6 protein-coding genes are annotated in these 8,823 nt (G+C 42.6%); 2 read left to right on the top strand and 4 right to left on the bottom strand.

The window, feature by feature from the left end:
• Nucleotides 1-452 precede the first annotated feature (452 nt).
• From rlmKL to plsB, 3 genes are all read right to left on the bottom strand, one after another.
• Nucleotides 453-2,600, bottom strand: coding sequence for a bifunctional 23S rRNA (guanine(2069)-N(7))-methyltransferase RlmK/23S rRNA (guanine(2445)-N(2))-methyltransferase RlmL (gene rlmKL, locus A4G13_RS01565; protein ID WP_090654688.1), 2,148 nt, complete (start codon nt 2,598-2,600; stop codon nt 453-455).
• A 244-nt stretch (nt 2,601-2,844) separates the two neighbouring features.
• Nucleotides 2,845-3,738: a site-specific tyrosine recombinase XerD gene (xerD, locus tag A4G13_RS01560; protein ID WP_041639609.1), complete on the bottom strand. Its 894-nt coding sequence runs from the start codon at nt 3,736-3,738 to the stop codon at nt 2,845-2,847.
• Nucleotides 3,739-3,740: 2 nt separating this feature from the next.
• Nucleotides 3,741-6,176, bottom strand: coding sequence for a glycerol-3-phosphate 1-O-acyltransferase PlsB (gene plsB, locus A4G13_RS01555; RefSeq protein ID WP_090654779.1), 2,436 nt, complete (start codon nt 6,174-6,176; stop codon nt 3,741-3,743).
• A 210-nt stretch (nt 6,177-6,386) separates the two neighbouring features.
• On the opposite strand from plsB, the gene lexA reads away from it, so the two are divergent.
• Nucleotides 6,387-7,028 (top strand): transcriptional repressor LexA, encoded by a 642-nt coding sequence (gene lexA, locus A4G13_RS01550; protein WP_090654686.1) that lies wholly within the window; start codon nt 6,387-6,389, stop codon nt 7,026-7,028.
• A gap of 100 nt (nt 7,029-7,128) precedes the next feature.
• Here the strand turns inward: lexA and grpE are convergent, their stop codons facing one another.
• Nucleotides 7,129-7,731 (bottom strand): nucleotide exchange factor GrpE, encoded by a 603-nt coding sequence (gene grpE, locus A4G13_RS01545; RefSeq protein WP_142999794.1) that lies wholly within the window; start codon nt 7,729-7,731, stop codon nt 7,129-7,131.
• A 176-nt stretch (nt 7,732-7,907) separates the two neighbouring features.
• Between grpE and A4G13_RS01540 the strand changes: the two genes are divergently transcribed.
• Complete coding sequence (locus A4G13_RS01540) at nt 7,908-8,813, top strand: NAD(+) kinase (protein WP_041640154.1); 906 nt, start codon at nt 7,908-7,910, stop codon at nt 8,811-8,813.
• The last annotated feature ends 10 nt before the right edge of the window (nt 8,814-8,823 follow it).

Genomic DNA, 8,823 nt, shown 5'->3' with positions numbered 1-8,823 from the left:
ACAAATAATAAGCAAAAAAACAAAAAATATACAATTTATGTAGCTTTTAACTATAACTACAAAAGGTTTTACATATCAATTAGTTAATTAGCTATTTAACATAATTATTCCGCTTTAAAATCGGATAATCTCAAAGTCTTATATAAAAACTTTATTATGTAAATGAAAGTAAAGAAATGTCAGGTTTTACAATGATTTATTGAGAAAATGTTGAGCCGCTTATGGAAAAGCGATTTTACCTTACAAATTAAGAAATATTCCTAAAAAATATGCTCGGTACTACACTAATTATATTATTCAACCCACAATAATATTGATTGGAATTTTAACCTTCAGAGGAAAGGGGAATACAGACGGTTGCTACGTAAAAAATTATATTGTAATCAGCATATATTACGGACACCATGCCAGGCATCCGTAACAATACTCCAATCAACTAATTTTCTTAAATCTTAAACAAACTCCACAATCCAGCAATTATGGATTTGTTTGTTCCGTTCGAAATCCAAGGGTAGCGTTTTGGCGGAAATTTCTTCGGCTTTTAAACCGAGTCGGGTTAAACCTTCAAAATCCATTTTGAAACCGCGTTTATTGTTGGAAAAAACAATGGTACCGTTTGGACGTAAAATTCGTTTTAGATTGCTCATTAACTTGATGTGATCCCGTTGTACGTCCCAGCTGTCTTCCATTCGTTTGGAATTGGAGAACGTAGGCGGGTCAACAAAAATCAAATCGAATTGTTGCGCGCAATTTGCCAGCCATTGTAAGCAATCAGCCTGAATTAATTTGTGCTGTTTGCCGTCCGCCTCATTCAGGATCAAATTTTGCTCCGCCCAGTTCAGGTAAGTATTCGACATATCCACCGTAGTGGTTGACTTAGCCCCGCCCAATGCGGCATGAACCGTAGCGGATCCGGTATAGGCAAAGAGATTCAGGAAATCTTTACCTTTTGCCATTTGCCCTACCATACGACGGGTCAAACGGTGATCCAGGAATAATCCGGTGTCTAAATAATCCGTCAGGTTAACCCAAAGTTTCGCACCGTATTCATTTACATAGAAATACTCGCCTTTATTTGCCAGTTTTTCATATTGATTGGCGCCCTTTTGCTTTTGACGCACTTTTAAAATTAATTTATTGGTTTCCACACCGGTAACCGCAAGCGTAGCGGTTACCGCATCCAATAAGCGCTGGCGCGCTTTATTTTCATCAATATTTTTCGGCGCCGCATATTCCTGCACCACGATATGGTCACCGTAATGATCTACCGCCAGATTATAATCGGGCAAATCCGCATCATATAAACGGTAAGCTTCAATCCCCTCTTGCTTCGCCCATTTTTCAATTTTCTTGATGTTTTTCTGTAAGCGATTGGCAAAATCCGTCGCCACATTCGCGTTCGGCTTAAATTCTCCGGCATTTTCCACCGCACTTTTATTTTCCGGGCTCAAAGTGCGGTCGGAAATTTGATAATTTTTCTGAATACAATCCAGCGGGCCGTTTTTCGCCTTAAATTGGCGGTGAGAACGCATTCGCAAGCAATCCAATAATCCCTGTTCGGAACTGAAAATTGAAGCGTTCCAACCCGGGAATTGTTCTTTTAAACGCTGACCGAATACCGAATAGAGCGCGATTAACGCAGGCGTTGTGCCTAAGCGCTCGCCATAAGGCGGATTGCAGATTACCGTGCCTTTATCTTCCGGTGTCGGATTTTTTAACGCCGCTACATCGCCTTGTTTCCATTTAATCAGATGCGCCACGCCGGCATTTTGTGCGTTTCGCTGCGCTTTTTGTAACACGCGGTGATCAAGGTCGAAGCCGTAAAAATGAGGATTCGGATTTTTGTTAAACTCCGCCTCCGCCATAGCAACCGCTTCTCTCTTGACTTTTTCCCAGGCTGCCTGATTATGTCCCCGCCAAAAATCAAAACCCCAATGCATACGGTGCAATTGCGGCGCAATTTTGGCTTCCATTTGTGCCGCTTCAATAAGCAGGGTGCCGGAACCGCACATCGGATCAACCAAAGGCGTGCCTTCTTTCCAGCCGGAACGCAACACGATCGCGGCGGCAAGGGTTTCGCGCAACGGCGCCGCACCGGAATCTTCGCGGTAACCGCGCAAATGCAACGCTTCACCGCTTAAATCCAGGGAAAGCACCAAATCATCCCGGTTTAAATAAGCATGAATGCGGATATCAGGGTAATCCTTATCTACATTCGGACGGGCTTTGCCGTTACGTTCGAAATAATCGACGATACCGTCTTTCACACGCATTGCGCCAAATTGGGTATGGCGGATTTCGCGGTTCGTGCCGTTAAAATCCACCAAAAAGCGTACGCGCTCATCAAAATAAGCCAGCCAGTTTTGGCTCACTACGGCGGAATATAAATCTAAATCGCTGTAAATTTTTGTTTTTACAATTGGCAGTAAAATGCGGGAGCTTAAACGAGACCATAACAAGGCACGGTATTGGGTTTCGTCGTCCGCCATAAAATGCACGCCGCCTTGCGCCACCTGACATTCTGTGGCGCCGAGCGAGCTTAATTCTAGTTTTAATAATTCTTCAAAACCACGGGCTGTGGTGGCGAAAAGTTCTTTCATTATTGAATTACTCTGTGTTTTAAATAAAAATCGCGGGATTATAGCAGTTTTTTTGCGCAATGTACGGAAATCGGTTTAATAAAAAGTGCGGTGCAAATTTACGAAATTTTGAAAATCTATAAATCGGAAAATCAGTTTGCGCTTTTGCTTTCGTTTTTATCGGGCACCGAAAGTTTTTTGTTGAATACGATCCCTGATTTTATTCCAAAAATTCGAAAATTTGCACCGCACTTTTGTTGTTTTATTAGCCCCTCGGGTGGTATTTTTCATGCAGGCGTTTCAACCGTTCTTTCGCTACATGGGTATAAATTTGGGTGGTAGATAAATCGCTGTGGCCCAATAACATTTGCACCACTCGCAAATCGGCGCCGTGATTCACCAAATGAGTGGCAAAGGCATGGCGCAATACGTGCGGCGAGAGGCTGTCGGTATCGATATCCGCTAAAATCGCATAATGCTTAATGCGGTGCCAGAAAGTCTGCCTTGTCATTTGCAATGCCCGTTTGCTTGGAAAAATAACATCCGAACTTTGCCCGTTTAGCAGCATGGGGCGCCCGTATAGAATAAACTGCCCGACCCAATAAGAAGCTTCCTCGCCCATGGGTACAATGCGTTCCTTATTACCTTTGCCAATCACGCGTACCACGCCTTGCTCAAGATTGATATTATCCGTGCTTAAGGTGACAAGTTCGGTTACCCGCAAACCGGTGGCATATAATAGTTCAAGCATGGCTTTATCGCGCAATTCCAGCGGAATATCCGTACTTGGCGCATTTAATAAATCCCCCACCTGTTGCTCGGTTAAATATTTAGGCAAACGACCCGGTAACTTGGGCGAACTTAATATAGCGCTGGGATCATCGGTACGATAGCTTTCCTGATATAAATATTGAAAAAGTTTTCGCATAGCGCTGAGCATTCTTGCCGTACTGGTGGCTTTATAACCCTGATCCACCCGTTCGCCGAGAAATGCTTGGAGATCGGAAGAATCAAGGGTTTCAAGGCTCTTGCCCTGCCCTTGCAACCATTGGCTTAATGCGGTTAAATCCAACCGGTAAGATTGCACCGTGTTATCGGATAATCCTTTTCCAAGCCATAATTCGTTTAAAAATAACTCAATTAACGCGGAATCTTTCATCATTATTCCTGAGCCGGCATTTCCTCGGCTTTCTCAATGGCGCTTCTAATCGTTAAATTTACTTCGGCGGAAATAATATGATTTAAAATATCCGCCAGTTCATCTAATTTTTCCGTCACCGCATTGCCAGCTTCATCAAAATAACCGTTGTCTTTTAAGCTTGCGGTAAATTCCGCAAACACCGCTTTATCAAAAAACTCCGGCGCATTAATACCGTGCAAGACGGATAAACGTTGCGCTACGGATTGGCTTTCTTTTTCCAGTGCGTTTCTTGCAATATCCGGCTTGTATTGCAAAATCGCAATGGTAATGCGGTAACGTTGCAGAATTTCTCTCACCGCAGACGCCCAAAGTTGCAGCGTGCGGATTCCACGATCATTAATACTGAATACGTCGCCGTCCACATCAATCAGCTTTTGGCGGTGGAATTCGGCAATAATTTTTTCAACAACCAGCGTTAACTCTTCTTTTTCAATATGAATAAAGAGCTCGTTTTTCAGGAACGGATAAATACGCTGTACCGCATGCAATAATTCTCTGTTGTGAATTTTTTCATAATGCAGAATAATGCTTGCTACCAACGAAGGCAACGCAAATAAATGCTGAATGTTATTGCGGTAATAAGTCATTAACACGGCGGAATTGCGTTCCAGACGGACTAATTCGCCGAAACTGTCTTTTTCCACCAACACGCCCACACGCTCTAAACCTAACACATGTTTAAGCATTTCTTCCGGCGATTCGGCAGGAACAATCACATCATCGGAATAAGGCACGTTTTGTAAAAATTCCTGATAACTTTGCAATTGTTCCAGCAATTGTTCGCGGGATAACGCTCGCTGACGGGAAGAAAGCAGCGCCGTACCGGTTAAGTTCATCGCGTTCACCGCCGCCGCGTTATTGATATTCACCATTACTTGATTAGAAATGCTGTCTACCGCTTTATTAAACCAAGTCGGTTTTTCATCGTCGGTGTTTTTCCACTCAGGATAATGCTGATTCAAATAATTGCTTAATGTGATCGGTTCGCCGAAATTCACATAACCTTTACCTAAATTACGCAGTTTTTTAATTACGCGCAGAACAAGCCCGGCATTTTCTTTTTCTTTTGCCGCACCGCGTAATTCTTTTGCATAGGTATCCACTTCTAAAACGTGTTCATAACCGATGTAGACGGGTACTACGGTGATCGGACGGGTTTGACGCTGCTGCAACGCCTGCAAAGTCATAGACATCATTCCGGTTTTTGGCGTTAATAGACGCCCGGTGCGGGAACGACCGCCTTCAATAAAATATTCCACGGAATAACCGCGGTGGAAAAGTTCGCCCAAATATTCACGAAAGATGGTTGAATACAAGCGGTTTCCTTTAAAGGTACGACGAATAAAAAATGCACCGCTACGACGGAAAATCGGACCTGCCGGCCAGAAATTCAAATTGATACCCGCGGCAATATGGGGTGGAACCAAACCTTGATGGTACAACACATAAGATAATAATAAATAGTCGATATGGCTTCGGTGGCAAGGCACATAAACGATTTCATGTCCTTCCAGTGCCAATTGGCGAACACGATCCGCATTTTCAATATCGATCCCTTGATATAATTTATTCCATAACCAACGTAACAGGCGATCTAACACCCGTAAATTTTCGTAACTCACATCTGCGGCTATTTCTTTCAGAATTTTTTCCGCTTCCTGATGAGCCCGTTCCCGGCTCATATTTTTGCTTTTTGCTTCATCCGCAATGGCGCTCAAAATAACCGGCGATTGCAGAAGTTTGTTAAACATCGCCTGACGATTCGGCAAACGCGGACCGGTTGCGGAAAAACGTTGTTTGGCAAAGTGCATTTTTGCCACACGGGCTAATTTTTGTGCGATAGACTGATCCGCACCATGTTCCGTAACCATATAACGCAAAGATACCGCTTGCGAGAAACGCACGAAAGTATCGCGACCGAACCACATGGCGGCAATGGTTTTTTGCATACCGTTCAATAAACGAAGTTGCGGCAGCTTACCTTTGTCTTCTCTGCCCGGCGCACGCCCCCACAAGACCGAAACGGGAATAACCTGAACGTCTAAATCGCCGAATGCGCGGTGCAATTCGAGATAATTATAAAAAACTTTCTCCGTTTCTTTTTTCGGACCTTTCGATTTGAAAATCTGCCGACCTTCGTCTAAAAACACATAACGAGGCAATTGTTTGCCGTGAATATCATTGGTTTCAATAGGATCCGGCAAGCCTACGCTGAGGCAGTTTTTGCGGAAAATAACAAAATCGGTTTGCGACGTATAAGGCAAAACATAAACAATAGGCTGGCTGACGTTTAGTTTTAACTCCTCAATGGGATTGCTTGGAATGGGATTATTTTTTACTAAAAAAGATAGCGGCGCTTCCAGCACCTTTCGATATAAATTTAAAAGACTTGTCATAATACATTTCCCTACACCTAAATTAACATCTTGCATTTTAACATAATTTCTTCATTTAGTTAGGTGCAGATAATGGATTTGTAATAAAAGTCACATTTTTTCAGCAGGTATTATTTAGGCACCCGTAACGACTTCACAAATAAAAAGATTGCAACTTTTCATATCCTGTATATAATGTCAGCATTCTGTACAAAAAAACAGGGGATTTATATGAAACCAATCAAAGCGCTTACCGCCCGTCAACAAGAAGTCTTTAATTTTCTGAAACATCATATTGAAACGACAGGTATGCCGCCGACTCGTGCAGAAATTTCCCGTGAATTGGGTTTCCGTTCCCCTAACGCGGCGGAAGAACATTTAAAAGCCTTGGCGCGCAAAGGCGTGGTCGAAATTCTTTCCGGAACTTCGCGGGGCATTCGTTTATTGGTTGATACGGAGGAATCCGCCAATGACGAAGATGCAGGCCTGCCGCTAATCGGGCGGGTTGCCGCCGGTGAGCCGATTCTTGCCGAACAACACATTGAAGGCACATATAAAGTGGATGCGGACATGTTCAAACCTCAGGCGGACTTCTTATTAAAAGTATACGGACAATCCATGAAAGACATCGGCATTCTAGACGGCGATTTATTGGCGGTGCATAGCACAAAAGACGTGAGAAACGGACAGGTTATTGTCGCTCGTATTGAAGACGAAGTAACCGTAAAACGTTTGGAACGCAAAGGCGATGTGGTTTATCTCCATGCGGAAAATGAGGAATTCAAACCGATTATAGTAAATCTGAAAGAACAACCGAATTTTGAAATTGAAGGTATTGCCGTGGGTATTATTCGTAATAATGCCTGGATGTAGTGCTTATTCGGTCAACACAAACCTATATAAAAGAAAATACAAAAAGTGCGGTAAAATTTACCGCACTTTTCTTCTATTAATCAACCGGTTAAAAATAATATTAAGCGGCAACCATCACCATTGCGGGGCGAATGACGCGGCCGTTTAATAAATAGCCTTTTTGTAATACGACAGTAATTTGGTTGGTTTCAAAACCTTCCGCAGATTGCATAGAAATAGCCTGATGCAATTCAGGATTGAATGTTTCGCCCACTGCTCCCACAGGCTCTACGCCAAAACGCGCTACGGTTGCAAGCAACTCTTTTAAAGTAAGTTCAACGCCGTCAAATAAGGATTTGACCGCTTCATCCTCTTTATTTGCCGGTGTCGCCAGTGCCCGTTCAAGATTATCAATCGTATTTAAAATATCTTTTGAGAATTTTTCTAACGCAAATTTATGTGCCTTTTCTACGTCTTGCTCGGCCCGACGGCGCATATTATCTAACTCGGCACGCGAACGAAGCAATAAATCCTGTTCTTTTTTCGCGGTTTCGGCTAATTGCTCTTCAAGCTCCTGTACCCGGGCAATCGCCTCTTCCAATGCGTCCGATGCGGTTTCATCCGCAGGTTCAGCTTGCTCGGCAGAATTTTCGGTATCATTCGCTTTCTGCGTTAATTCTTCCGCATTTTCCAAATTTTCCTGATTTTTTTCTTGTTCTGACATTATTTTCTCCATTAAAAATTAAACCTGTCTAATTAAGCTTATTGCTTTAAATAAGATTAGTCGTATCATTGTAGCAAACCGATCAAAAAATGTTAATGTTTGCCAACCGCACTTTTCTGTGTAATATAAGGGCAAATTTTATTGATTCAAGTATTTATAAGAAGACTTCTATGGATATGTCACAGGATAGCGTTAAATCATTGCAATCAACCTTCAAAACTGTTGGTGTAGTAGGTCGCCCGAGAAATGACAGCACATTGCAAATGCACAAAAATATTTTCCATTGGCTTTGTGAGCAAGGCTATCAGGTTTTAGTTGAAAACGAGATAGGAAAAGCCTTGAATCTTTCGGAAAATCATCTCGCTTCCTTAGATCAAATCGGTCAGCACGCCCAACTGGCTATAGTTATCGGCGGTGACGGCAATATGCTGAGCCATGCCCGCATCCTATGCAAATATAACACCCCTCTGATCGGTATTAACCGTGGTAATTTGGGGTTTTTAACGGATATTGATCCTAAAAACGCTTACGCACAATTAGAAGCCTGCTTAAACGGTGAGTTTTTTGTTGAAGAACGTTTTCTGTTAGAAGCGGTGGTTAAACGCCACGGTGAAACCGTAGCAAGAGGCAATGCCATTAATGAATTAGTTATTCACCCGGCAAAAATTGCCCACATGATTGATTTTCATGTATATATTGATGATAAATTTGCATTTTCACAACGTTCCGACGGTTTAATCGTCGCTACTCCCACAGGTTCGACCGCTTATTCGCTTTCTGCCGGCGGCCCGATTCTCACTCCGCAACTCAATGCCATCGCTCTGGTGCCGATGTTTCCTCATACGCTATCTTCACGCCCTTTAGTGGTTGACGGTAACAGCAAAATTTCCGTTAATTTTGCCGAATATAATATTCCGCAGCTGGAAATCAGTTGCGACAGCCAATTAGCACTGGATATTTGTTGTAATGATGTGGTTCATATCCAAAAAAGCCCTTATAAACTGCGCTTACTTCATTTACATAATTATAATTATTACAATGTGTTAAGTTCAAAATTAGGCTGGCTGAAAAAATTATTTTAATTTTCTTTAC

Source organism: Basfia succiniciproducens (assembly GCF_011455875.1).
Classification (GTDB): Bacteria; Pseudomonadota; Gammaproteobacteria; order Enterobacterales; family Pasteurellaceae; genus Basfia; species Basfia succiniciproducens.
This window is presented reverse-complemented; position numbering and strand designations above follow the sequence as displayed.

Coding starts and splice junctions, on each gene's coding strand:
- grpE (WP_142999794.1), bottom strand. CDS start 7,731: ATGTCAGAACAAGAAAAAAATCAGGAAAATTTGGAAAATGCGGAAGAA.
- lexA (WP_090654686.1), top strand. CDS start 6,387: ATGAAACCAATCAAAGCGCTTACCGCCCGTCAACAAGAAGTCTTTAAT.
- plsB (WP_090654779.1), bottom strand. CDS start 6,176: ATGACAAGTCTTTTAAATTTATATCGAAAGGTGCTGGAAGCGCCGCTA.
- A4G13_RS01540 (WP_041640154.1), top strand. CDS start 7,908: ATGTCACAGGATAGCGTTAAATCATTGCAATCAACCTTCAAAACTGTT.
- rlmKL (WP_090654688.1), bottom strand. CDS start 2,600: ATGAAAGAACTTTTCGCCACCACAGCCCGTGGTTTTGAAGAATTATTA.
- xerD (WP_041639609.1), bottom strand. CDS start 3,738: ATGAAAGATTCCGCGTTAATTGAGTTATTTTTAAACGAATTATGGCTT.